This is a genomic window from Bergeyella porcorum (assembly GCF_042427575.1).
Classification (GTDB): Bacteria; Bacteroidota; Bacteroidia; order Flavobacteriales; family Weeksellaceae; genus Bergeyella; species Bergeyella porcorum.
Genome location: NZ_JBHMFD010000002.1, coordinates 124,710 through 149,283, shown reverse-complemented (window position 1 = coordinate 149,283; position 24,574 = coordinate 124,710). Strand labels below are relative to the sequence as shown.

23 protein-coding genes and 2 pseudogenes are annotated in these 24,574 nt (G+C 35.9%); 19 read left to right on the top strand and 6 right to left on the bottom strand.

Going from position 1 to position 24,574, the window contains the following annotated elements; translation table 11 throughout:
- Positions 1–7 precede the first annotated feature (7 nt).
- The 4 genes and pseudogenes from ACFFUE_RS02205 to ACFFUE_RS02190 all read left to right on the top strand — a co-directional run.
- Entirely contained in the window at positions 8–1,576 is a 1,569-nt protein-coding gene (locus ACFFUE_RS02205) for a RagB/SusD family nutrient uptake outer membrane protein (protein ID WP_376832434.1), read from the top strand.
- Between the two features lie 24 nt (positions 1,577–1,600).
- Entirely contained in the window at positions 1,601–2,731 is a 1,131-nt protein-coding gene (locus ACFFUE_RS02200) for a SusE domain-containing protein (protein ID WP_376832433.1), read from the top strand.
- Positions 2,732–2,853: 122 nt separating this feature from the next.
- A pseudogene (locus tag ACFFUE_RS02195) lies at positions 2,854–3,114 on the top strand (helix-turn-helix domain-containing protein); the annotation flags it as partial.
- Positions 3,115–3,321: 207 nt separating this feature from the next.
- Positions 3,322–3,432, top strand: a pseudogene (locus tag ACFFUE_RS02190) (transposase); the annotation flags it as partial.
- 238 nt (positions 3,433–3,670) lie between these two features.
- On the opposite strand, the gene ACFFUE_RS02185 reads toward ACFFUE_RS02190, so the two are convergent.
- Both ACFFUE_RS02185 and ACFFUE_RS02180 read right to left on the bottom strand, forming a co-directional pair.
- A complete protein-coding gene (locus tag ACFFUE_RS02185; protein ID WP_376832432.1) occupies positions 3,671–4,189 on the bottom strand; it encodes a DUF4136 domain-containing protein in 519 nt (172 codons plus the stop codon).
- 5 nt (positions 4,190–4,194) lie between these two features.
- The gene (locus tag ACFFUE_RS02180; RefSeq protein WP_327984835.1) at positions 4,195–4,374 is read right to left on the bottom strand and encodes a C1orf53 family protein; all 180 of its coding nucleotides are present in this window, start codon (positions 4,372–4,374) and stop codon (positions 4,195–4,197) included.
- A gap of 33 nt (positions 4,375–4,407) precedes the next feature.
- Between ACFFUE_RS02180 and ACFFUE_RS02175 the strand changes: the two genes are divergently transcribed.
- The 4 genes from ACFFUE_RS02175 to rpoN all read left to right on the top strand — a co-directional run bounded on the left by ACFFUE_RS02175 (position 4,408) and on the right by rpoN (position 8,443).
- A complete protein-coding gene (locus ACFFUE_RS02175; protein WP_376832429.1) occupies positions 4,408–4,740 on the top strand; it encodes a hypothetical protein in 333 nt (110 codons plus the stop codon).
- A gap of 116 nt (positions 4,741–4,856) precedes the next feature.
- Entirely contained in the window at positions 4,857–6,305 is a 1,449-nt protein-coding gene (gene asnS / locus ACFFUE_RS02170) for an asparagine--tRNA ligase (RefSeq protein ID WP_376832428.1), read from the top strand.
- Between the two features lie 181 nt (positions 6,306–6,486).
- Positions 6,487–6,927, top strand: a complete 441-nt coding sequence (locus ACFFUE_RS02165) for an ORF6N domain-containing protein (RefSeq protein ID WP_376832568.1) — start codon at positions 6,487–6,489, stop codon at positions 6,925–6,927.
- Between the two features lie 34 nt (positions 6,928–6,961).
- Complete coding sequence (rpoN, locus tag ACFFUE_RS02160) at positions 6,962–8,443, top strand: RNA polymerase factor sigma-54 (protein ID WP_376832426.1); 1,482 nt, start codon at positions 6,962–6,964, stop codon at positions 8,441–8,443.
- A gap of 55 nt (positions 8,444–8,498) precedes the next feature.
- Here the strand turns inward: rpoN and ACFFUE_RS02155 are convergent, their stop codons facing one another.
- Together ACFFUE_RS02155 and ACFFUE_RS02150 are read right to left on the bottom strand one after the other, a co-directional pair.
- Positions 8,499–9,158: a DUF8845 family protein gene (locus ACFFUE_RS02155; protein ID WP_376832424.1), complete on the bottom strand. Its 660-nt coding sequence runs from the start codon at positions 9,156–9,158 to the stop codon at positions 8,499–8,501.
- Positions 9,151–9,645: an RNA polymerase sigma factor gene (locus tag ACFFUE_RS02150; protein WP_376832422.1), complete on the bottom strand. Its 495-nt coding sequence runs from the start codon at positions 9,643–9,645 to the stop codon at positions 9,151–9,153. The genes ACFFUE_RS02155 and ACFFUE_RS02150 overlap by 8 nt, the downstream gene beginning before the upstream one ends.
- 97 nt (positions 9,646–9,742) lie before the next feature.
- Here ACFFUE_RS02150 and ACFFUE_RS02145 point away from each other — a divergent pair, with 97 nt between their 5' ends.
- From ACFFUE_RS02145 to hemL, 3 genes are all read left to right on the top strand, one after another.
- Positions 9,743–10,657 carry a 1-aminocyclopropane-1-carboxylate deaminase/D-cysteine desulfhydrase gene (locus ACFFUE_RS02145; protein ID WP_376832420.1) on the top strand — a complete coding sequence of 305 codons (915 nt, stop codon included), beginning with the start codon at positions 9,743–9,745 and terminating at the stop codon, positions 10,655–10,657.
- A gap of 52 nt (positions 10,658–10,709) precedes the next feature.
- Positions 10,710–11,768 (top strand): glucosaminidase domain-containing protein, encoded by a 1,059-nt coding sequence (locus ACFFUE_RS02140; RefSeq protein ID WP_327984826.1) that lies wholly within the window; start codon positions 10,710–10,712, stop codon positions 11,766–11,768.
- A gap of 139 nt (positions 11,769–11,907) precedes the next feature.
- Positions 11,908–13,194 (top strand): glutamate-1-semialdehyde 2,1-aminomutase, encoded by a 1,287-nt coding sequence (hemL, locus tag ACFFUE_RS02135; protein WP_376832417.1) that lies wholly within the window; start codon positions 11,908–11,910, stop codon positions 13,192–13,194.
- A 50-nt stretch (positions 13,195–13,244) separates the two neighbouring features.
- Here hemL and cdd read toward each other — a convergent pair whose 3' ends face one another.
- Positions 13,245–13,730 carry a cytidine deaminase gene (gene cdd / locus ACFFUE_RS02130; RefSeq protein WP_376832415.1) on the bottom strand — a complete coding sequence of 162 codons (486 nt, stop codon included), beginning with the start codon at positions 13,728–13,730 and terminating at the stop codon, positions 13,245–13,247.
- A gap of 91 nt (positions 13,731–13,821) precedes the next feature.
- Between cdd and ACFFUE_RS02125 the strand changes: the two genes are divergently transcribed.
- Both ACFFUE_RS02125 and ACFFUE_RS02120 read left to right on the top strand, forming a co-directional pair.
- The gene (locus ACFFUE_RS02125) at positions 13,822–14,136 is read left to right on the top strand and encodes a DUF2752 domain-containing protein (RefSeq protein ID WP_376832413.1); all 315 of its coding nucleotides are present in this window, start codon (positions 13,822–13,824) and stop codon (positions 14,134–14,136) included.
- 336 nt (positions 14,137–14,472) lie between these two features.
- On the top strand, positions 14,473–15,594 hold the full coding sequence (locus ACFFUE_RS02120) for a DNA polymerase III subunit (RefSeq protein WP_376832411.1): 1,122 nt from the start codon (positions 14,473–14,475) through the stop codon (positions 15,592–15,594).
- Positions 15,595–15,596: 2 nt separating this feature from the next.
- Here the strand turns inward: ACFFUE_RS02120 and ACFFUE_RS02115 are convergent, their stop codons facing one another.
- Entirely contained in the window at positions 15,597–16,880 is a 1,284-nt protein-coding gene (locus ACFFUE_RS02115) for a replication-associated recombination protein A (RefSeq protein WP_376832409.1), read from the bottom strand.
- Between the two features lie 278 nt (positions 16,881–17,158).
- Between ACFFUE_RS02115 and ACFFUE_RS02110 the strand changes: the two genes are divergently transcribed.
- The 6 genes from ACFFUE_RS02110 to ACFFUE_RS02085 all read left to right on the top strand — a co-directional run bounded on the left by ACFFUE_RS02110 (position 17,159) and on the right by ACFFUE_RS02085 (position 24,405).
- Positions 17,159–18,154: a helix-turn-helix transcriptional regulator gene (locus ACFFUE_RS02110; RefSeq protein WP_376832407.1), complete on the top strand. Its 996-nt coding sequence runs from the start codon at positions 17,159–17,161 to the stop codon at positions 18,152–18,154.
- Positions 18,155–18,550: 396 nt separating this feature from the next.
- Positions 18,551–19,786 carry a reverse transcriptase domain-containing protein gene (locus tag ACFFUE_RS02105; protein WP_376832405.1) on the top strand — a complete coding sequence of 412 codons (1,236 nt, stop codon included), beginning with the start codon at positions 18,551–18,553 and terminating at the stop codon, positions 19,784–19,786.
- Positions 19,787–19,934: 148 nt separating this feature from the next.
- The gene (locus ACFFUE_RS02100) at positions 19,935–21,137 is read left to right on the top strand and encodes a hypothetical protein (RefSeq protein ID WP_376832403.1); all 1,203 of its coding nucleotides are present in this window, start codon (positions 19,935–19,937) and stop codon (positions 21,135–21,137) included.
- Entirely contained in the window at positions 21,134–22,042 is a 909-nt protein-coding gene (locus ACFFUE_RS02095) for a hypothetical protein (protein WP_376832401.1), read from the top strand. The genes ACFFUE_RS02100 and ACFFUE_RS02095 overlap by 4 nt, the downstream gene beginning before the upstream one ends.
- Positions 22,005–23,246, top strand: a complete 1,242-nt coding sequence (locus ACFFUE_RS02090; protein WP_376832399.1) for a DNA-binding transcriptional response regulator — start codon at positions 22,005–22,007, stop codon at positions 23,244–23,246. Before ACFFUE_RS02095 ends, ACFFUE_RS02090 begins: the two co-directional genes overlap by 38 nt.
- A gap of 91 nt (positions 23,247–23,337) precedes the next feature.
- Positions 23,338–24,405, top strand: a complete 1,068-nt coding sequence (locus ACFFUE_RS02085; protein ID WP_376832397.1) for a DnaB-like helicase C-terminal domain-containing protein — start codon at positions 23,338–23,340, stop codon at positions 24,403–24,405.
- Positions 24,406–24,574 lie beyond the last annotated feature (169 nt).

Sequence of the window (24,574 nt, the reverse complement as noted above, 5' to 3'; positions counted from 1 at the left end):
TAAAGCAATGAATTTTAGATACATAAAAATAGGTGCTGCTGTATTAGCCTTCAATTTGGCATTGGTTTCTTGCGAAAGAGATCTTAGCGAATTCCATAGTAGTGATATCTCTTCGGAAACGGTGTACAGCAATTTTGATAACTACAAAAAGGTTTTGGCAAAATGCTACGCTGGTCTTGCAGTAGGAGGACAAGATGGGGGAGATGGTAGAGCAGATATCGGTGGTATAGATGGTGGAACATCTAGCTACTTGCGTCAGTATTTCCAATTGCAACAATTGCCAACAGATGAAACCATCATCGCTTGGAATGATGCAGACCTTCCAGATTTGCACAATATGTCTTGGGGATCTAATAACCAATTCATCACGGCAATGTACTACAGAATAATGTACCAAGTTACTTTGGCTAATGAGTTCATTAGAGAAACTTCTGATGATAAATTGTCTTCAAGAGGTATTTCTGGAACTCAAGCGGACGAAGCTAGATTGTACAGAAACGAAGCTAGATTCCTAAGAGCATTAAGCTACGCACACGCCATTGATATGTTTGGTAATGTAGCGTTTGTAGATGAAAACTTCCCAATCGGGAAAACCGCTCCACAGAGAATTGAAAGAGCAGCGTTGTTCAATTATGTAGAAAGCGAATTAAAAGACCTAGAATCTCTTTTGAAAGATGCTAGAACCAATGAGTATGGTAGAGCGGATAAAGCGGCAGTGTGGATGCTTTTAGCAAAACTTTACCTTAATGCAGAAGTATATACAGGCACCGCAAGAAATACAGAAGCTGCTACTTATGCTAAAAAAGTTATTGATGCAGGTTACTCTTTGAAATCTAATTATGCAGAATTGTTCTTGGCAGATAACCACTTGAACAACAATGAAGTAATCTTCTCTGTTAATTTTGATGGAAGATATACCAGAACATTCGGTGGAACTACCTTCATTATCAGTGCAGGTGTAGGAGGAAGTATGCAGGCAGAAGCAGACTACGGCATTGGTGGTGGCTGGGGAGGTATCCGTGCTACTAAGGCGTTGGTAGAGAAGTTTGAAACTGCAGATAAGAGAGGAAGATTCCATACCGATGGACAAAACCTTGAGATTAACAATCCTTCTGTATTTACAGATGGCTATCCACTTATCAAGTTTAAAAATATCACAAGTAAAGGAGTTATAGGTTCCGATACTGGTAAAGCGTTTGTAGATACAGACTTCCCATTATTCCGTTTGGCAGATGCCTACCTTATCTATGCAGAAGCTGCTGTGAGAGGTGGTGGTGATAAAACTTTGGCACTCACTTATGTTAATGATTTGAGAAAAAGAGCAGGAGCAAGCTCCATTACATCATCGGCTTTAACCTTGGATTTCATCTTAGATGAAAGAGCAAGAGAATTGGCTTGGGAGGGGCATAGAAGAACAGACCTTATCCGCCACGGAAAATTCACTTCTGGTTATACTTGGCCTTGGAAAGGAGGTAGCAAAGATGGGGTAGATGTAGCTTCTTATAGAGCATTGTATCCTATCCCTGCAAGAGATTTAACTGCTAACCCTAACTTGGTGCAGAACCCAGGATATTAATCTAATTTTAAATTATTAAGCAAAATGAAAAATATAGTTAAAGTATTGTTCTCCGCATTAGCATTGGCTATGGTATTTTCTTGTGAGAAAAGAGAGGAGGATATGGTGCAATACAGCCAAACGGGGACAGCCTCTTTCACGCTAAGTGCTACCGAAATTGTTTTGGATGAAACAAAAGCTGATGAAGCAGCATTAACGCTAAATTGGGTAAACCCAGTGTTCTCACCAGCAATGGTTACTAAAAACCAATTGCAGTTTGGAGTAAAAGGTGAAGACTTTGCTAACAGTGTAGTGATGGACTTGCCAGCAGATGCTACCACTTATGGTCTTACCCACTCCACGCTTAATACAGTATTTACAAATCTAGGATTATCTCCTAACCAAGCTACTGCGTTGGAGGTGCGTCTTAGAACTGTTTTAGGAAGTAATGAGGCTAATTCTGTTTACTCTGCAGCTACCAATCTTACAGTAACCACTTATAAGTCTAATCCAGATTTAGTTTATCCTAAAATCAATATGCCAGGAGGCTATGCTGGTGCAAGTGGCTATAGCGATTGGAATCCATCTGCTACAGCTAACCTTTTCTCTCCGAAGAAAGATGATGTGTACTATGGTTTTGTTTGGATGAATGTGAATACAGAAGGACAAAGAGAATTCAAGTTCACTAAAGGAGAAAGTTGGGATGTGAACAAAGGAGACGATGGAACATTCACAGGTAAATTGTCTGATGGAGGTCCTAATTGTAAAGTAGAGCTGGGTACTAATACTTACTATGTGAAAGTGGATTGGGCAGGTAATACTTATTCATTAGAAAAAGCCAACTTTGGAATCATCGGAGCAGCTACTCCTACAGGTTGGGATTCTGATACAGATTTTACCTTCAATACTACCACCAAGAAGTTTGAAATCGCTTCCATTGCATTGACGGGAGGAGAAATATTCAAATTCAGAGCTAATGATTCTTGGAATTTCAAATTCCAGCCAAGTTCAGATGATGAGGTTCTTGTTTCAGGAACAGAAGTTCAAACTTATTTCAGTGCAGAAGGTACCGTAAATGGAGACCCTAACTATAAAGTAGAAACTACAGGTAACTACAAAATAGAATTAGACCTTCACAACTCTGCTTACTATTCTATCAAAGTAACGAAGTTGTAATTAGGAATAATTTATGACTATAAGACTGTCCGAAAATGGGCAGTCTTTTTTTTGGGGGGAATTATTGAGAAATTAACACCATTTAAACCTTTTTATTTCACTTATTTTTCGTATATTTGTATGTGGGAAGGAAGAGAGCATTTGAGATAAAAGAGGGCTTAGCAGAGCTTAAGAGTTACATACCTAAGGTGAGAGGATACAAACCGTCTAAACGCTTAGAAAGTTTGATTCTTATCAAGTCGGACCAATATAAAAAATTGGAAGAAGTTGCCGCACACCTTGGTGTGACGAGAAAAACCCTGCTCAATTGGATAAAGGAATATAAACAAGGCGGTATCGCTTTGCTACTCTCCCCTGCAAAGCGTAACAGACCATCAAAACTGATTACTCCAGAAATACACGAGGAATTAGAGAAAAGACTTCTGAGCGAGAAAAATCCCTTTTCAAGTTATGTGGAGGTGAAAGAGTGGCTTTTGAAGCAGTACGGCGTTGAGATAGAATACCAATGGCTGTGGAAATATATGCGAACGAAATTCAAATCGGTCTTGAAGGTTCCTAGGAAAACCAATGTCAAGAAAAATCCAGACAAAGACTTCGATATTCCCCAAAATATTGCACTGATAAATATTCCACCATACAGTCCAGAATTGAATCCCTGTGAACAAGTTTGGCAATACATAAAAAACGCTTTAAAAACAAGACTTTTGAAAATATGAAACTTCTCAAAGAATGGCTCTACGAAACCTTAAACGCTATGGACAATCAAAAAGTAAAATCCATCACTTCTAATCATCATTACCTTAAAATATTTACGAGTATTTTTATGGTTTAAGTGGTTTAAGTGGTTTAAGTGGTGTAAGATATTGAGTAAATCTGGCTTTAATGAAAAAAATCCACACATTGTTGTATGGATTTTTTTTGAGTTGTTTGTATATCAAATTATTTCTTAGGTGGATAATTCGCCATAATAGAGGCCACAATATCGGGGATTTGTTTTTGTTTAGATTTTGGAGAATCTACGGAAATCCCCTCGCCAATGCCTTGCCATACCAATTTTTGAGTATTAGCATCTATCAGGTCTATCACTAGGCCTCCTTGGGTATAGTTACTAGTCCAGGTGCGGTTCATCCCTACGCCCCAGCCCCAAGGACCACCCCAGCCCCACATTCCAGGGGAGCTTTGTACATCGGTGATTTTTTTGTGCTGAGCCTTGATGTTTACAATAAGGTCAGGATTTTCACCCACAGTAAGACCTTTCGCTTTCAGTTGTTTAGAAACTTCGTTTAGCACTCGGTCTTTATCTATGTCATTCAGTTTCAAATCGTCAATTCTTAGTTTATAAGTTTTGTAAGAATTAAAGTTGGCAGTTTCTGCATAGTCGGTTCTTACCTGAAATGGGCTACAAGAGGTAACGCCCAATGTAGCGGAGGCTAATAAAATAAAAAGGTATTTTTTCATAATTTCTATTTTTTTAAATTTTTTTGTTTGAATGTGTCTGTTTTTTTATCATATCCATACGGGCAGTGCTTGCATCCATTTTTGCAACAATAGCCGCGTTTTAGATGAAATTGCTCCGTAAAGACCTTATAACCTTGCTCGTTATAATAGAAATCTTCATTTTCTTTGATATCAGAGTTTGCCATAAGTTAAATCAAAGTTTTTGTTATTTTTGTCTGATGATTATTATCGCTCAAAAACTTCTCAAAAATACGAAAATAAATGGGATTACACTATTTCCGTTCATTTTGCTACGCCATAGAGGTTTGAAGCATCATCCTATTCTCATTAACCACGAGAAAATCCACCTTCGCCAGCAGATAGAGTTGCTCATTATTTTCTTTTATCTCTGGTATGTGATAGAGTATTACTATTGGTTTTTTAAGTTGAAAAACAGTTTTTTAGCGTATAAAAGAATTTCCTTTGAGCGGGAGGCTTACGCTATGGAGGCAGATTTGGACTATCTGAAACACCGTAAGTGCTGGAGTTTTTGGAAGTATATTCGTTCATAATTAAGTCCTAAAAATAAATAATATAGATACTTTTTCGTATAAAATTATTCTTTACTGAGCAAACATTATTCCAAATTTCTTACATTTGTGCTTTATATTAAGAAGAGAGGATAACAATGGAAAGAAAAACAATCAAAGACATTTTAGCAGATTATAAGAAAATTCTTCATCACGATATCACGGTGCAGGGCTGGGTGCGAGCATTTCGTTCCAACCGATTCATCGCTCTGAATGATGGCTCTACCATCAACAATTTGCAGGTAGTAGTAGATTTTGAAAACTTTAATGAGGAAGTCATCAAAAGCATTACAACGGCATCTTCGCTCAAAATAGTGGGTGAAGTGGTAGAGAGCCAAGGAGCAGGGCAGACGGTAGAGATTTTGGCAAAGAAAATTGTAATTTTGGGTGACAACTTCTCTGATGATTTGCAGAAAACCATTTTGCAACCGAAGAAACACTCTTTGGAGAAATTGAGAGAAGAAGCACATCTAAGGTTTAGAACCAATCTTTTTGGGGCAGTGTTCAGAGTAAGAAGTGCGGTGAGCTTTGCCATTCATCAGTTTTTTAATCAGAATCAATTTTTTTATATCAATACGCCTATCATCACGGGGGCAGATGCAGAGGGAGCTGGCGAGATGTTTGGCGTTACTGCATTTGATTTGAACCAAGTTCCTAAAACGGAAGATGGCGAGGTGAACTTTGAAGAAGATTTCTTTGGTAGAAAAACCAGCCTTACCGTTTCTGGGCAGTTGGAAGCAGAAACTGCCGCAATGGGATTGGGGAGAGTCTATACCTTTGGACCTACCTTCCGTGCAGAAAATTCTAATACCACAAGGCACCTTGCAGAGTTTTGGATGGTGGAGCCAGAGGTGGCTTTCAATAATTTGGAAGACAATATAGACTTGGCAGAAAACTTTTTGAAATATGTTATAGGCTATGTTTTAGATAATTGCAAAGATGATTTGGCATTCCTTGACAAGCGATTTGCAGAAGAACAAAAGCAAAAACCAGAGAAGGATAGAGCCAAAGAAGGATTGATCGAAAAACTGGAAAATGTCATCAAAAAGAGATTTAAAAGAGTGTCTTATACAGAGGCTATTGATATTTTGATGAACTCCAAAGAAAATAAAAAAGGAAAATTTCAGTTTCCAATAGAAGAATGGGGAGCAGACCTGCAATCTGAGCACGAAAGATACCTAGTAGAGAAGCATTTTGAGTGTCCTGTGGTACTTTTTGATTATCCTAAGGATATCAAAGCCTTCTATATGCGTCTGAATGAAGATGGAAAAACCGTTGCCGCTATGGATGTGCTGTTCCCAGGGATAGGAGAAATCATTGGTGGGTCTCAGAGAGAGGAACGCCTTGAGGTATTGAAATCTAAAATGCAAGAGATGAATGTAGATGAACACGAACTGTGGTGGTATCTTGATACTAGAAAATTTGGTTCTGTGCCACACGCTGGGTTTGGATTAGGATTGGAGAGATTGGTGCTTTTTGTAACGGGGATGACGAACATCCGAGATGTGATTCCTTTCCCAAGAACGCCAAAAAGTGCAGAGTTTTAGGCTCTAAACTTATAAAGAAATACCAAAATTTTATAAGATATTGGATTCTGTATAGAATATTTTTGCAGCCGTTATGCTCATACCGTTTAAAAATATAGAGGAGAGAGTTATCAGCATTAGAGAAGAAAAAGTGCTGATAGATGCAGATGTGGCAGAGCTTTATGGTGTGTAGACCAAGGAAATCAATCAAGCGGTGAAAAATAACCCTGAAAAATTTCCTATGGGGTATATTTTGGAATTGAACAAAGAGGAGAAAGCAGAGCTGGTCAAAAATTTTGACCACCTTCAGAGGCTTAAATTTTCTAAGGCATTACCAAAAGCATTTACGGAAAAGGGATTGTATATGCTAACCACAATATTGAAAGGCGAAAAGGCTACGCAGACCACGCTCTCTATCGTAGAAACATTTGCAAAAATAAGAGAGCTTTCTAGGACTATTTCTGATTTATCCGAAATAAAAAATAAGGCAGAACAGAAATCCTTGATGCAGAAAAGTGGTGAAATCATTTCCGAAATTTTGGGAGAGGAAATGAAGACCACAGATACAGAAACCACGGTAGAGCTGAATTTTGCAGTACTCAAGCTGAAGCATACCATCAAACGAAAAACTGATAAAACCTAAAATGGATTTGTATTTAAATCCTTAAAATGTAATTATGTTAAAACAAAACCTACAGCTTAAGCTCGGACAAAAACTTGCCCCTCAGCAGATTCAGTTGATGAAGCTTATTCAGCTTCATACCTTGGAATTTGAAGAGGAACTAAAGCGTGAGTTGGAGGAAAATCCCGCATTGGAAAGAGTGGGAGAAGAGCATAAAGAAGAGGATAACTATGATGAGCTGGGAACGGATTACGAAACAGAAGGCTCCGAGAGTATCGATACCGATTTTGATGTAGAGGAATACCTCTTTGATGATGAACCATCTTACAAAACGGCTTCTAGTAACTACTCCGCAGATGATGAGGAATTTGATAACGAAAGTTTGCTCACCGAAGGGCAAACGCTGTATGACTATCTTATAGAGCAAATTCGTCTGGTTAATATCGCAGACGAAGACCTCAGCATTGCAGAATATCTCATTGGAAATTTGGATAATGATGGCTATCTGAGACGGGAAATCAAATCTATTGTAGATGATTTGGCGTTCTCGCAAGGAATCTATACCACCCAAGAAAAGGTAACCGATATTTTGGAAAATTATGTCCAAAAACTAGACCCCGCAGGAGTGGCAGCCAGAGATTTGCAAGAATGCTTATTGCTTCAGATAGAGAAAAAAGTGTCTTCTAGTAAAGCGGTTTCCTTGGCGGCTAATATCCTTAGAAATCAGTTTGATGCACTTACCAATAAGCATTATAATAAGATAATGCAGAAGTATGATGTGGATGAAGATGACCTGAAAGATGCCTTGGATGAAATTTCTAAACTATCTCCTAAGATAGGAGGAAATTTTGATACCCAAACCATTACCATCAATCAAGAGATTATTCCAGATTTTGTGATTCAGGTAAAGGAAACTTCCAAAGGGAAATACGATGTCATCCCATTGCTGAATGGGAAAAATGCACCTACGCTTAGGGTTTCAGAGGAGTATAAAGATATCCTTACCACTTACTCGCACGATAAAACTTCAGCGGAACACAAGCAGGCGGCTTTGTTTATCAAGCAAAAATTAGATGCGGCAAAATGGTATATAGATGCTATTAATCAGCGACAAAATACATTGTTGCAGACCATCACGGCAATTGTGAAACTTCAGAAAGAGTATTTCCTTACGGGAGATGATAAGTCTCTGAAGCCGATGATTCTGAAAGATGTAGCAGACATTACGGGGTTTGATATCTCTACCATTTCTAGAGTGGTGAAAAGTAAATATGCCGATACACCTAATGGTATTGTTTATCTAAAAGATTTGTTTTCAGATTCTTTAACGAATGATGATGGTGAGGAAGTTTCTACTAAAGAAATTAAACAACATCTTCAAGACGCTATAGATAAAGAGAACAAACGAAAGCCTTATACAGATGATGCCCTAGTGGCAATACTGAAGGAAAAAGGCTATAACATTGCCAGAAGAACCATTGCTAAATATAGGGAACAACTCAATATCCCTGTGGCAAGGCTTAGAAAAGAGTTGTGATTTTTTAGAAAACTAAAATAGACTGGCTTCAAAATTTCTTGAAGCCAGTCTATTTTCATTGTTGATTATCCATCTCCTGCAATTGTTTCAGGTTTTTACCCAATCGTTTTACCAATATACCGTAAACAATGCGATAGTATATTAATGCCAATGCAATACACAGCCCAATGCCAATGCTTAGAGCCACAATGAAGCGAAGGGCTCGGGCAGACTCTATCTCAATATTCTGGAAAGAAGAATAGCCAATAACAAACCCCACTAGAGTGATGACATAGATGATGAACAATACAATATTGATGAAAATAAAAAGATTAACGGTCTTTCTAAAATAGATGATTTTCAGGATAAACTGCTTTAGATTTTCTTCTATTTTAATACCTTTGTATCCAAAATAAAATTTGAAAATAAAGAATCCCGTCACCAAAAGCGAAACCACTTGCATTGTGATGTAGATGGTATTGTATTGTTGTACCAGCGTATCAGTAACGGTGATGTCTAGGTTTTCCATTATTTTGAAAAAACTATGGTGTTTATCCACCAAAAGATGGCTTCCCAAGATGATGAGAAACTCTATTACACTTACCCAAAGGATGTACTTCACATAGTTGCGTGATTTTTTATTCAGCAAATTTAGAATTTCACTGTGGCTGTATGGATTAGAGATTTTCTGTGCTTGCCATTGTTGTTTCAGGCTATCAATATCAAAATCAGGCATATTGTTCCATCAATTCTTTTAGCGTTTTCTTCAATCGGTTCATTTTCACACGGGCATTTCCTTCTGATATGCCCAGCGTTTCGGCAATTTCTTTGTAAGGCAAATCGTCCAGATACATCGTTACAATGGCTCTATCCATCTTCGGAAGTTGCTTGATGACCTTGTAGAGCAGAGCAATCTGGTGTTGTTTTTCTTCATCATTTTCTATTACAATTTCAAAATGATGCTCAGCCAGTTCATTGGTGATGGGCGATTTGGTTTTCTTTCTAAAAAGGGTAATTGCCGTATTCAGAGCTACGCGATACATCCAAGTAGATACTTTGCTCTGTCCTTTGAATGAGTCGTAGCTTCGCCACAATTGTAACACAATTTCCTGAAAAAGGTCTTGTTCATCTTCGGGGTCATTGGTATATAGACGAGAAACCTTGATAATCAAACCTTGATTATCCTTTATCAATTGTGAAAATTCTCGTTCTTTCTGTGGCAAGAGGTTGTTTTTCTGGCGAAGATAGGGAAAATGGATGATAAAAGTATAAGTTTATTAAAGAGATTTCTTAACTTTGAACCTACAAAACTGGCATTGGATGTTACCACTCCCCGAAATTAAAATTCCCATTATTCCTATCCCTTTGGAAAATTCGTCTGTGAGTCTTTATATCAAACGGGAAGATGAGGTGAATAAAGCCATTTCGGGAAACAAATATTGGAAGCTTTTTTATAATGTTAATCAGTATTTAGAATTAAATCCCACTGAGCCGATGCTTATTTCTTTTGGTGGAGCTTATTCTAATCATATTGCAGCCTTAGCAGCTTTGGGAAAGGATTTTGGAATCCAGACTTTGGGTATCATTCGTGGAGAAGAATTGGAAGAACGCTGGGCAGAAAATCCCACTCTTCGTTTGGCAGCAGAGTGTGAAATGCAGTTTTGTTTTGTGTCCAGAGCCCTCTATCGGGATAAGGAATCGTTAGCAGAATCATTTAAAAATCAGTATCCCAATGCTTTGATTATCCCCGAAGGTGGTACCAATCTCCAAGCGGTAGAAGGGGTAAAATATATGCTGAATGCTGATACCCAAGATTTTGATTATATTTGCACCGCAGTAGGTACGGGAGGTACGGTTGCTGGGCTCTCAAAGTTTGCAGAGTGCCATCAGCAGGTTTTAGGCTTTAAAGTGGTGAAAGATGCTTCGCTTTCAGAGGTGGTTTCAAGACTTTCAAGGCGAGAAAATATTACCTTATTTGAGGCTTCGTATGGGGGATATGGTAAGGTATCAGATGAAGTGATTGGTTTTATTAATGCGTTCCAGCGTAGGTATCAGATTTTATTAGACCCAATCTATACGGGGAAAATGATGATGAAGCTTTTGGAACTGATAGAAGCAGGCTATTTTCCTAAAGGAAGTAAGATATTAGCCTTTCATACAGGAGGTTTGCAAGGGATTTTAGGAGCCAATCAAATGCTGAAACAACAAAATAGACCTTGTATAGACATCATTTGATGTTAATATCGATGGTGAATCATCAATTGGATTTAGACCAAAAAAAATATTTATGAAAAGATTGCTTATTCTATCATCTATGGTGTTGCTGTCTAAGTTTAACGCTCAGAGTTGGAAAACGGACGACCAATACATCCAGAGATTTGCACTTTATGCGGTGGAAGAAATGGAGAAATATAAAATTCCAGCTTCTATCAAACTGGCTCAGGGGCTTTTGGAAACGGGCGGCGGACAGAGCCGTTTGGCTCAGCAGGGCAATAATCATTTCGGTATCAAGTGCAAGGAAGACTGGACGGGAAAAACAATGAAACATAATGATGATGCTCCCAATGAGTGCTTCCGTGTGTATGATGACCCACGCCAATCCTATGAAGACCATTCTAAGTTTTTGGCTTATCGTAAGTATTACGCCAATCTTTTTAATCTGGATATGAAAGATTACAAAGCTTGGGCACACGGGCTGAAGAAAGCGGGCTATGCTACCAATCCGAAATATGCCCAAATTCTCATCAGTAAAATAGAAAAATACCGCTTGTACGAGTTTGATAATCTGAAGCCTAAGGAGGTCTATGCTACACTACTCACCCGATATCCAGAGCTATCTAGCGATAAGATGTTTATGGCTAAAAACGACCAAAGTAAGGCAAAACCAGCCACCCCAGTTACGGTGACGGTTCCTTATAGCCAGACTTCTTATGCAGAACAGCAAAAGAAAGCCGAAACCCTCAAAAATAAAAAAGAATCTTTACAAGCTATTTTGGTGAGAAATCATCCCAATGGTGGTAAAAAATTCATCATTGTGCCTGTAGATACAGAGGTTTCCTTTATTGCGAATAAATTTAAAGTATCAGAAAGCAGTTTGCTGAAATGGAATGAACTCACCCAGCATCAGTTGAAAAAAAATGCCATTGTTTTTTTAGAAGCTAAAAATGCTAAAGGCAATATTAATACCTATAAAGCCCAAGTGGGAGAGTCTATGTATGATATTGCACAGAAATTTGGGATTAAACTTTCCAAGCTTTATTCTAAAAATAGAATGGCATACGGCGAACAGCCTAAAGTAGGACAAATTATCTATCTGCAAGATAAAAAACCAAGAGGTAAATCGTAAGTTTGGTTGTCTATTAATGGTTAATTGTCAATGGTTAATTGTTAATTAGATAAAAACTCAAAACTCAGCACTCAAAACTAATAATTATGGTGAATTTAGATTCATAAAATTTTTAATCATTTAATATTTGAATAAAAAAATGTTATATCAAAGAAGTTCAGCCTTATTTGCTGAGGCACAGCAGTATATTCCGGGGGGGGTTAATTCTCCTGTTCGTGCGTTTAAATCCGTAGGAGGCGTACCAGTTTTTATGAAATCGGCAAAAGGAGCATACCTTACCGATGCCGATGATAGAACCTATATAGACTATATCAATTCTTGGGGACCTGCCATTGTGGGGCATACGCATCCTGTAGTTTTAGAAGCGGTGCAGCAGCAGGCAGAGAAGGGATTTTCTTTTGGAACGCCCACCGAATTGGAAACCGAAATAGCCAAGTTTATTATAGATAATGTACCGAATATAGACCAAATCCGTATGGTTTCTTCGGGTACGGAGGCGTGTATGAGTGCTGTAAGACTCGCGAGAGGTTTTACAAAACGGGATAAAATCATTAAGTTTGAAGGGTGTTATCACGGGCATTCGGATTCGTTTTTAATCAAGGCGGGAAGTGGAGCGGCTACCTTTGGAAATCCTAATTCACCAGGTGTAACGCAAGGCACTGCTAAGGATACGCTGCTGGCAAGGTATAACGATTTTGAACAAATACAACAGCTGTTCAAGGATAATAGTGGAGAAATTGCAGCCATCATTATAGAGCCTGTGGCGGGTAATATGGGCTGTGTTTTACCAGAAAATAATTTCTTACAAAAACTGAGACAAATCTGCGATGAAAACGGCACTTTACTGATTTTTGATGAAGTGATGACGGGCTTCCGTTTAGCATTTGGAGGAGCTCAGGAGGTGTTTGGGATTAAAGCAGATTTGGTTACTTATGGTAAAGTTATTGGCGGAGGGATGCCTGTGGGGGCTTTCGCTGGACGCAACGAAATTATGGACTGTCTTGCCCCGAAGGGTGCGGTGTACCAAGCGGGAACTTTGAGCGGTAATCCATTGGCAATGCGTGCTGGTTTGGAAACTTTGAAACTGATAAAAAACGATACCGAGTTCTATAATAGAATCCATACCACTACAGAAACATTAGGAATGGAGGTAGGGAAAATCCTTTCAGAGAAAGGGATTTCGCATTGCATTAATAGGAGAGGTTCTATGATGAGTGTTTTCTTTGAAACGGATAAGGTTTCCAATTTTGATGATGCTCAAAAAGCCAATCATTCAATGTTCAATCAATTTTTTCATTCATTGTTAGAAAATGGTATTTATCTACCACCGAGTGGCTATGAAACTTGGTTTATTTCAGATGCTATTAAAGACAATGAAATAGAAAAAACTTTGGAAGCGATAAGGAAATTTGAAGTGAAACATTAATTTTTAATAGTGATAAAACACAAATACCAATGGTTTTTCCATTGGTATTTTTATAAGTAAGAAGAATCAAAATTGAAAGGAAGCAAATCTTTGATGGAATTGGTCTTATAAACCTCGCCACTTACCGATGCAAAATAAATCTCAATATCCATAGCTTGTTTACTTTCGTATTCCATAATGCTTTGTCGGCAAGCACCACAAGGCGGCGTAATGATGTCTGCATTTTGTTCATTTCGTTGGGAGCCTCCTACCACGAAGATTTTTAAGATTTTCTTATTAGGATGATTGGCAGAGGTCCAGTAGATAGCAGTTCGCTCCGCACACAGCCCAGATGGATATGCGGCATTTTCTTGGTTATTTCCCACCACAATAGTACCATCTTCCAACAGCAAGGCACAACCCACCAAAAATTCAGAGTAAGGAGCATACGCCTTTTCTCGGATTTCCTTAGCTTTCGCAAATAGTTGTTTTTCAATATTATTAAGCTCTCTAATGTTAGAAAAATACTCGTACTTTATATTGATTTCTTTCTGCATTCCATCATTTTTTTGAGAAAGTAAAATTAATACATTTATTTAAATTTGGAAAGACTTATCTTTATCCCTCAAAAAAAGCATTAACCTTCGTATGGTAATAGAAGATTTTTTATGGCGATGCCCATACAAAAAGTATTTGGGGATAGAGTGTTTGGGTTGTGGGGCTCAGACCGCTTTGCTACACCTATTACAGGGTAATTTCTCTGAAGCGTGGCAAATTTACCCTGCCATTTACCCTCTTATTTTTTTAGCATTTACTTTCGTTTTATATCTTATCACGAAGCGAAAATTTTTTCAGAAAATGCTATTGCCCCTCGTGGTACTGAATGTAGTTTTTATTTTCGTTCAATATTATTGGGAGATGATCAGGAAGATTTTTGATGTAATCAATCTTTGTGGATTATAATTTTAATAATTATATCTTAAAATAATTGTTGTTTTTATCGCAAACAGGGTTGAATGAAACAAAACCTTTTAGGGATTATTTACAAACATTGATGTTTGTAATGAATCCCGATTGGGATTTCCTTCAAACAACTTGCAGGAAACCAATCCCGATTGGAATTTTGGAAAAACACGGTTGTTTGTAATGAATCCCGACTGGAATTTTAGGGAAACAAGCCTGTTTGTAATCAATTCCAAATGGAATTGCTCTAAAACAACCTTGTGTGAGGCTAATCTTTTGTTTTGAAAACAGAAAACGCATTGTTGATAGCTAATAATTTTTACTATCTTTGGGACTATGAATTGGGACGCTATTGTAGGGCAAGAGGCTCTAAAATCACAACTGAAAGACAGTATTCAAAATCAGAGAATTAGCCACGCACAGCTGTTTGTAGGGAAGGAAGGCTATGGTACTTTGCCTTTGGCTTTGGCGTATGCTCAGGAGATTTTAAAGCAAGAGAATGCCTCTGCGGCAGCCAAGGTGCAGCACTTCAATCATTTGGATTTACATTTTAGCTTTCCCGTTTATTCTGAAAAAAACAAAGCCCTTAGTCAGCGGTTTTATGAGGATTTTCGCACGATGATTTTGGAAAATCCTTACTCTAGTTTTGAGGATTGGACAGCCGTTTTAGCCTCGGAGAACAAGCAACTTTTAATCTCTGCTGATGAAATGGAGGAGATTAATCATAAATTTAGCCTAAAAAGTTTTGAAGGTGGCACCAAGATTTTGATTGTATGGTGTGCCGATAAGATGAATGAATCCGCATCTAATAAATTTCTAAAATTTTTGGAAGAACCTCCGAAGAAAACCATCATTATCCTCATTGCTGATTCTGACCAAAATTTCCTCCAAACGATACTGTCCCGTACTCAAAAAGTGGAAGTTCCGCGTTTGCAAGATGATGATATTCTGGATTACCTTCTGAAGCATTATGAGCTGCCCGAAGATAGAGCAAGGGAGATTGTAAATCAGGCTCAGGGCGACCTTAATATCGCGATAAAATCTGCTGTAAGTGGGGATATCTCTACCGAGTTTGAAGAGCTTTTTGTACAGTGGGTAAGAGAAGCATTTCAGGTGAAGAAAAACCCTGCGATGCTGAAGAATATTATCCTTTGGGCAAGGAATATCGCTGGCTGGAATCGTGAAAAGCAAAAGCAATTTCTGAGCTATTGTGCAGAGATGTTTCGCTTGGCATTGTTGCAAAACTATGGTCAGCAAGATTTGGTATATAAAACCATTAATGTGAGCCAATTTCGTTGGGATAAGTTCTCACAATTTATCCACGGGGCTAATATTGAAGATATTTTAATAGAAATCAACGAGGCCGACCACCATTTGGTGAGAAATGGGAACGCTAAGGTGGTGTGGACAGATTTGGGCATCAAGCTTTCTAGGTATATCCATAGAAGTGCAATGTAGGGCTAATCAAAATATTTTCCTTTCCACTTTTTTTGGAGGTCTTCACGGATTTTTTTCTCTGTAGAATTATTTCCAGGGGTGTAGAAAGCCGTTCCAGCAATGGTTTCGGGTAAAAATTCTGCTTTTACAAAATTATTCTCGTAGGCGTGGGCATACTGATAGTCTTTGCCATAGTTCAAATCTTTCATCAGTTTGGTAGGAGCATTTCTCAGATGAAGTGGCACAGGGAGATTTCCTGTTTTTTTTACAAAAGCCATTGCTTCATTAATGGCAGTATAGGTGGAATTAGACTTTGGAGATACCGCCAGATAAACCGCCGTTTCGCTCAGTATAATTCTAGCTTCGGGATTACCGATGACATTCACCGCTTGGAAGCAATGGTTTGCCATTACTAGAGCGTTAGGATTCGCCAGACCGATATCTTCAGCGGCTAAAATCACCAATCTACGGGCGATGAATTTAATATCCTCACCTCCTACCAGCATTCTCGCCAGCCAATACACGGCAGCATTAGGGTCTGAACCTCGGATGGACTTGATAAATGCGGAAATGATGTCGTAATGCTGTTCTCCATTTTTATCATAGAGAGCCATATTTTCTTGTAAAACAGAAAGCACATCATCACTAGTGATGTTTTGTTTTTCAGAGTTTTTATATTGCCCAAGTACCAATTCTATGGCATTAATCAGCTTCCTTGCATCGCCCCCTGAATATTGAATAAAGGCTTGTTTTTCTGGGAGGGTAAAATGGGTATTTTCATTGAGATTAAATCGGTTCAAAGCGATATCTGCCAATTCTTCTAACTTCTCAAAGCTCAAAGGTTTTAAAACATAAACCTGAGAACGAGAGAGTAATGCGGAAACTACCTCAAAGCTTGGGTTTTCTGTGGTGGCACCTATCAGTACAATCCAGCCTTTTTCCACAGCGTGAAGCAGGGAATCTTGTTGAGATTTATTAAACCGATGAATTTCATCAATGAAAAGAATTGGGGATTTCCCTGAAAAAAGATGTTGTTGTTTCGCTTGGTCTATCACTTCGCGTACTTCCTTTACGCCAGAGGAAACCGCAGAGAGTTTAAAAAACTTTCTTCCCGATTGCTCGGAAATAATTTCTGCCAATGTTGTTTTCCCTGTACCTGGAGGCCCCCAGAATATGAGGGATTTCAAGGTATTGTTTTCTAGCATTCGGCGTATGGTTCCTTGAGCTCCCACCAAATGCTCTTGTCCTAAGACCTCGTCTAAGGACTTAGGGCGTAGTTGCTCGGCTAAGGGAATGTTCTGATTCATTGGGGAGCAAAGTTACGATAAAAAATGTTTTTAAGTTAGCCCCTTGTTCCCCGAAAGTGACAAAGATTCTAAGATTATTCTTTTGAGTTTTTGAAGAAAGAGCAAAGACTTCTTAGCCTGCTAGCTTTCTAACCATTAACCATTAATAATTGACAATTAACCATTAATAGACAGTCAATTCCAAGTTTTTGAGTTTTTGTTTATGAGAAAAAAATATTAACTTGGCGACATAGATAAGAACAATATAATTTTGATAAAAAATAATTTTTCATAAAACAATGGCTACCAATAAAAATGCACAGCTTCGGTATAAAATTTTAGACGAATGCTTTTCTAATCCGTATAAAAAATTTTTCATTGAAGATTTGATAGAGATTTGTTCGGAACGGATTTCGGAGCATTACGGTGAAGAAAAGAGCGTGTCGCGCAGACAGGTTTTGGAAGATATGAAATTTATGGAAAGTTTAGATGGCTATGAAGCCCCGATAGAGCGTATAAAAGATGGAAGGCGGGTATATTATCGATACAGCGATGAAGAGTTTTCGATACTTAAAAAAACATTTAATAGAGAGGAACTTAATGCAATATCTGAGGCTATTGAAATTTTTTCTAGGATACAAGGTTTAGAATGGGGAGAAACATTACAAATAAAACTCAAATCTGCTGTAACGCCCAATTCTTCAAATGAGAAAGTTATTGATTTTGAAGAGAATAGATTTTTGAAAGGTTTAAAATTTCTTAATCCATTGTATCAATATATTGTCAATAAAAATGTTTTATCTATTGATTATAAACCATTTAAAGAGGATTCGCAATCTTTTATAATATCGCCATATTATTTAAAACAGTATAATAATCGCTGGTTTTTGTTGGGAAAAAATCATACAGAAAACTATTTGCAAGTAATGGCTTTGGATAGAATGGTAGCTGTAGCCATTTTGGATGAGGATTTTATTGAAAATACTATTGATTTTGAAAATTATTTTGAAGAAATTATAGGAATTACTAATTTTGAAACCAATAGAATAGAAGAAGTTATTATAGAATTGTCAGAGCATATTATTCCTTATGTAGATTCTAAGCCATTGCATTCTACTCAGAGAATTCAGGGAAATATACTTACATTGGAGGTGAAGCTAAACTATGAGTTGGAATCGCTTATACTTTCTTTTGGTGAACATTTTAAAGTTTTATCACCTCAATCTCTGAGAAATAAGATTGTGGATAGGTTAAAACATTCTGTAAATCAATATGATGTTTATAGAAAAGAATAAATTATCTCATTAGTGCAGATAGGTTGCACAATAGCATTATACATTTGCACCATCAAAACGAAACAAGTTCATTGAAATACCTGCTGAAATATTGAATAGTTGATTTTAAGTTTTTACTTTTAATTAACTTGGTTGCTGGAAAAGCCCATAAAGCGATTCAGATCGGCAACTGGCTCGGATAGCACCCGAGTAATACAACGTGAGTCGATAGACACTCGTCGTTTGGAAATCTCCCACATTTTTTTGCTCGCACTCACAAGTGGGACATCTTTCAAGATTAATCTTGATGTCAAATAACATTAAAGATTATAGGATTATTAAATGAACTACATTATTAAATGGAACTACTAAGAATAGAGTAGGCAGGTATTTCGGAACTTAAAAAAAACAAACATTATGAACACCACTAGTAACGAAGTAAAGGAGCAGATCAAAGCAGAGTTTCTCAGTATAAAAAAAGTAGATGATTTATACGATATTATTATTGGCGTTTTAAAATTTCATAATCTTCCAAGAATCTCTAGGAAACAGTTTGCTGTATGCATTCGCTCTTTGAATATCAGATACAAGAAGTTTGTTATTAAGAAAAAATCTGGTGGAGAAAGGATAATAAATGCACCGATTGGACCTTTGATGTTGGTACAAAAAGCATTGAAATTTATTATGAGTTTGTTTTTTGAAACGCATCATAAAGCAATGGGGTTTGTAGAAGAGAAATCTGTGGTAGATAATGCTCATTTACACATTGGGAAAAACTATGTCTATAATATTGATTTGAAAGACTTTTTTCATTCCGTTGAAAGATGGCAGGTGAAACATCTCTTTATGCGAAAACCTTTCTATTTTACTGATGAAAGGGAAGATGTTGCATTTACCATTGCTAATCTGTGTACTTTTCTAGTAGAAACGGATGGTGTAAAAAAAGTGGTTCTTCCTCAGGGAGCTCCTACTTCGCCTATACTTACTAATATTTTATGTAAAAGGATGGATTTTGCCTTGGATAAATTGGCAAAAAAACATAAAGCAACCTACTCAAGGTATGCTGATGATATTACTTTTTCATCCAATAAATCGGTGTTTAAAAATCCTGATTTCTTGAAGGAATTGGAAGAAATTATTGTACGCAATGGTTTTTGTACTAATACTCAAAAGACGAGATTACAAAAGAAAAATGCTCGCCAAGAGGTAACAGGAATTACCGTGAACGAAAAACTTAATACGGCAAGGAAGTATGTGAAGCAAATTCGTATGTGGCTATATCTCATTGAAAAATATGGAGTACAGAAAGCAGAAGGAATTTTCAGGAGAGATTATATCCGCGAAAAAGGTCATATTAAATATCAGGGAAACCCAATGTTTAATGTGATTGAAGGAAAATTGCTTTATCTAAAAATGGTAAAGGGAGAGGGGGATAATTCATATCAAAAATTGGCTCAGAGATTTGATAAAATACGAGAATTTGATGTAGATAAAATATTGAAAATTTGGGAAGAAAACGGAATGGAAGAGGCACAAGAGCTTTTTGTTAGTACTAAGATTATTCCTAGAAGGAAGAAAAGAAAAGTTACTAATAAGAAATGGATAAGTTATAGAAGGAGAAAACCGGCATTTGTCATCAAGATGCCGGAATAGAAGAAAGGTAGTTTTTACGATTAGGATGGGAACTTTATCAAAAAAGCAGTCAATTGCAGATAGGGATTGAGTTCTGAAATAAAAACTTTGATGGAAAAAGCCCTTGTGAAATACTAAAAGTTTTTAACATAACTTGAAAAGTGAAAGAGTGAAAAATTTTATACAAGAATTTATAAAAATAGGAAAACTAACGCAGCAACAAAAGGATAAAATGTTGGAAATCATTATTACTGATAAAGCTGTAGGGAAAGCTGCTATAAGTGCTGAAGAGGTTCCATCTGATGGTAATAGTAAATATCCATCGAATAAAAGTAGTTTGCCAGATTTTAAAGATCCTTTCGGTAAGAAATCATTGTCAAAATTTATTTTGGCTTACAATCAAGACCCACTATTGAAATATACTTGGCACACTGTTGATGGTGAAACGATTGAATATGAAGATGAATCTCTTACTATTAAGGACTACATAAAGAAACTTTGTAATTCAGATGTTTATTCTGTAAGAGAACATCAAAAACTCTTGAAGACAAGGTTTGATGAGTTAAAATCAGCATATTCATTGAATAAACAGATTCAAACTTTATTAAATGTATATTTGACGGGGGAGGATTTTTACGGTAAACCAAAAAAATGGAGTTCTAATGAAGTGGAAATTAATTGGAGAAGCGAAAATCTATTAAAATGGTCTGATGAAAATAAAGATTGTATTCCTCACGCTAACGGAAATTTGAAAAATAGCCAAAAGAATAATGTTTATAAATTACCCAAGCCTTTTAACTCTAAACTAAATGGGAAAAGAATAAGGGATTTTTCAGAATTGGTTATCCATTGTAAAAACTTATTTCATATCAGAACAGATAATTCTTTAAAATCTATTTTGGAATATATTATTGAGCAAAATAAAGATTGGCGTGATAAAATAAATTTTGAATTTGTAAACTTTCAGGAAAATATCACATTATTTACTGATGTGGATAAATTATGTCAATTCTTTAAAGAGTTTGTCAGGTTGATAATTAATGAGTTGCCAGAGAAAATTAAGAATAGTAAACATCAAATAGAACTATCTTTTACAGAAAAAGATGAATATATTAATTTTGTTATCCATCATATTTCTATAGATTGCCCTTATTACGGAAAGTCATCTAGCGATACTATCAGAAGATTGGGGAATTCTTATACTAGTATGATAAATAAGATTAATGGAATGTGTGAATTATGGTTGGAAGCTGATTTTCCTGATGAGCCAAGCTACAGAATAAATCTTTGGACAGAACAAACAAGCAGACATTCAAAAACAGAAATAAAAAAAGTAGGAGGCGTAAAACATATCTTAAAATTTAAACAATGATTTATCTAATAGATGAACAAACCAATAGACAGAATACATACAGCTGGGGGCAAGAGAAATTTTCTAAATATGACAGTATTTTGAATGTTTTTAGTGCAACTGAAACATTATCTTTTGATAAGATAAAAGCAGAAGCAAAGATTGTATTTTTGCACGAATCGTTTCCAGATGAAGAATTGAAAAGAGCTCTTTATCAATATAATGAAGAAGAAAAATCATTCGGACTAGTGGTGTTCAGTGGAAGTAAAAACGAACGCAAACAAGGGAAGAATCGAGTGGATATACCTGTAAAAGTTTTTTATCAAAACTTAGAAATTTTTTTAGAGAAAAATAAACAAGAAGGTAAACCGAAAATAGAATATTTGCTCTACGGGGATAGTAATATAGAAAAAGAATTATTGAAAGAAATAGAGTTTAGTATTCAAAATGAAAGAGCAGACTCTATCCAGTCTCAAAAAGATAACTTTATATTTTTCTCTGATGAAAACGCAATAGAATCTCCTTTTGATAATATAAAAAGAGAACTAGATTTGTATGCAGATGAAAATGATGAATTTTCTGATAGTCATATAGATAGTGTTTTGAGAGATAACTTATTGGAAGAAAAATATGATAATATCTATATTCCATTGTGCTTTGGTAAGACATTGTCCGACTTCAATGGGCTTCGTTTAGCCACCCATATTCGTTGTACATCTACTAAAAATCAGTTGACTACCATTTTTATTTATGGGGTTCCATCTTTAGATAGATTGATGAATAACCCATATTTTGATATATTGAAAACCAAAAATGTTTTCTATATAGGTTACAACAAAAAAGCATTACAAGAAGCTGAAAATAAGGCGGTGGAAGTTTTTTCAGAAGATGAGTTGTCCACGGAACTCAAAAAAAGTCAATCTTGAGGCTCCAAAAGACAATCATAGTATAGCGAATGAATGGGCAATTTATCGTTGGGCAAAAAGTGTACAAGCTGATGATTACGATATTGAAAAAAACAATCAGAAAATAGAAAGTAATTTGTATTATAAATACTTACAGACTATTTACCCCGTTTCGGAAAGTAAAGATTTGCAAAGTATTAAAGTAAAGTTTGCTAATGAAAGACCAAGAGTTCTTTATATTGATGATGAATATGAAAAAGGCTGGAATGAGATTTTTGCAACGATTTTGTATGACAAGAGTGAAAAAATAGATTTTGAAAGTTTAGAAACGGATTTTTCTGCTTCGCAAGAAAAAATCATAGAAAATGCTGTCCAAAAAATCAAAGAAAAAGATATAGATACTGTGATTTTAGATTTTAGGTTGCACAAAAATGATTTTAGTAATCAAAATACCAATGAGATAACAAGTGTAAAACTTCTTCAAGAAATTAAGAGAATTAATGCAGGAATTCAAGTCATTTTCTTCTCTGCGACTAATAAAATTTGGAATTTACAAAAATTACAAGAATTTGGAGCTGATGGATTTATCATAAAAGAATCCCCTGAAAATAGTATTAATCCTCATTTTACGCAAGAAACTATTTGCAACTTCAAAGCCACAATGGAAACAGCTTTTAAACGCAGGTTTTTGAAAGAGTTGTTTTTAATTCTTGATGATATAAATCAAAATGTAGGCAATGCAAAAGGTTCTTTTTCGGATGAATTTGATAAATTTCTTAACGATTTAGAAACTCAACTCAAAGTTATAGAAACAGGTTTGAAAAATGTAGATTTGAAAAATAAAATGTCGTTGGATATTGTATTTTTGGGGTGTTATAACTTTATGGAAAAATTCAAAGAATTTTATTTTAGAGAGGATAAAAAAGATTACAAATATTATATTGGCGTGGATAATGAGGATGCAAAAAACTATTATTTTGATAGGAATAATCAATTTATAGAAGATAAATACATTAAAGAATTGACTTGGTTTTGTGCAATGACAAATCTGTTTGTTGATTATTTCAAAATATGTGATAAAGATGACTTAACCATCAGAGATTTGGATAAAGCAAAAGAAAAACGCAATAAATACATTCACGAAGGTAAACTTTATTTTGATGAAAAAGAATTACTGTTGATATTTGATTTATGTAAAAAAATAACATCTGAATTAAAAGAGTAAAAACTTAACCATTTCACGGTGGCAAGCATTTTCAATATCTAAATTAAAGCTTGACTATCTAAATATAAAACTTGTATAAATTATTACTATTATGACTCTAAGCCTAAAAGATAGAATAAATACAATCTTTGAAAATGAGAATTTTGAAGATGATAAAGAGGTTATAATGAAAATAAAAACTTTGCTTGCAGAGTTAGAAGATGAAACCTCTGATAGCCCTAAGAGTAAATCACTAGCTCAGATTTTTCAGGATGGTTTTGATCTCTTGGTAAAGCCTCCCAAGCTTATCAGTACCAGTGTCAAAGCCTTTGATGATAAATTTGGAGGCTTAGCATTAGGTGAGTTTGTGGTTTTAGGTGCACGACCATCTATGGGGAAGACCTCTTTGGTTACCCAGTTGGCTTCTCAGATTTCAAAGGAAGTTCCTACGCTATTTTTCTCGTTTAATCTGAGTGAAAATCAATTGTTTTATAGGTTTTTAGCTTTGGAGAAAAAGATTGATGCAATGGGATTTTATTCCCGAAGTTTTTTGGAAGAACATTGGGTAGATTTAGTATCTTTGAAAGATGAATTAGAGGTTAAAAAGTTGTTTTTTAATATTTCAGGAGTCACTACTTTATCTGATTTTAGAAAAGAATGTGAAAAATATATTAAGGAAAACAAAGTGAAGGTTATCATTGTAGATTGTCTTCAAGATTTAAGTTCTAGTAAAAGATGGAATAATAGAGAAATAGAAATGGGCTTGATTTGTAGAGAGTTAAAAAAGATTTCTAGGGAATATGGTGTTTGTATAATTGCTACCAGCCCTCTCAGTAGAGCTACGGAATTTCGCCCTGGGAAGCGACCGCAACTTTCTGGTCTTCGTGAAAGTGGAAGCATTGAGCAAGAAGCAGATAAAGTTATACTTATTTATAGACCAGAGTATTATGATATAGAATATTGGGATAATGAAGATATGAGTTTAACAGAAAATGAAGCAGAATTGATTTTAGCGAAGAATAAAATGGGAATGCTGGGTAGTGTCCGCGTAAGATTTAATAAGAATTTAGGAATTTTTGAAAATTCTGAAAATAATTATAAAATTATTGGAGATTTTAGTTTCTTAGAATCTAGACTAGGCGAGATTGGTTTTGAAAACGAAGATAATATACCATTTTAATATAAAAAAGTGAGAGCCGTTACATACGCATTATGATGTCAAATATTGATATTTAGAATTGTGTTCCGCAATTCGTTTGTAAATGGATTTGCAATTCGTCTATTTACCTCGTACTCATTGTATTCGCACATCGGTAAATAGACCATCCGTATCAAAGATAATCGGTAAC